1 protein-coding gene and 1 pseudogene are annotated in these 830 nt (G+C 66.4%); both read right to left on the reverse strand.

The genetic code is table 11. The annotated features are described in order from the left end of the window. Positions 1-551, reverse strand: a 551-nt coding sequence (locus tag A5713_RS02130; RefSeq protein WP_197516272.1) for a glycosyltransferase, incomplete at its 3' end; no start/stop codon positions are given. A 52-nt stretch (positions 552-603) separates the two neighbouring features. After that, positions 604-830: pseudogene (locus A5713_RS02135) on the reverse strand (glycosyl transferase family 1); the annotation flags it as partial.

Here is an 830-nt window from a genome sequence, read left to right on the forward strand (position 1 = left end):
CGGCGCTGTGCGTTCTCGACTCGCTTCGTCGACCGCCAAAACAACCACTCGACCGTCTTCATGCTGGAGCGGAACAGCGGCGCCGGCACGCGCGGAACGAGCTGGCCGTTGGCCCGCATCGGGAAGTGATGCAGTGTCGCCAGCGGAATGCCGTAGAACTCGGCGACGTTGGCGGCGGCCTGCTCGAAATTCAGGCCGGTGCAGAGCAGGTCGGCGCCGGCCGCAAGCGACGTCAGCGTGGTGTTCACCTCGCCCCAATGCCGGATCAGGGGCTCCCACACCTTGCGCATCAACCTGATCGGGCTGCGGACCGTCCAGATGTTCCGGAAGAACTCCGCCCACATGTTGCGAAGGAACTCCTCGTCGAGGAAATCATGCAGTTCCGGGCCGTACGGGACCGCCGCGAGCCCGGCGGACTCGGCGAAGCCCACCAATTCCGGCGGGACCGCCATGGCCACGTCGTGCCCTCGGCGCACCAGCTCGCGGCCAACAGCCGCCAAAGGCTCGATGTCGCCGCGCGTTCCATACCCGGCGAGAACGAATTTCGTCACGGGTCCTAGCCTTGCAGTTGCCGTGCACCGGCGACGTCGGGGGTATGGCTCCTCACCCAATCCGTCCCACGCGCGCGAAGTTTTCCAGAAGTTCGGCGGTCTTGGTGATGCTGTCCGCAGGCTTGGTCATCCGAGCGGCCAGCTCGCGGGCGCGGGAGACGTAGTCGGGGGAGAGGATCTGGCGCAGGTCGGCCACCAGCGACGCGCGCGTGGTTTGGGAAAACGGCCGGGCGACACCGACTTTCAACCGATCCACCTGGCCTGCCCAGATCTTCTGAT

Origin of the sequence: Mycobacterium sp. E2497, assembly GCF_001668695.1 — a bacterium.
Lineage (GTDB): Bacteria > Actinomycetota > Actinomycetes > Mycobacteriales > Mycobacteriaceae > Mycobacterium.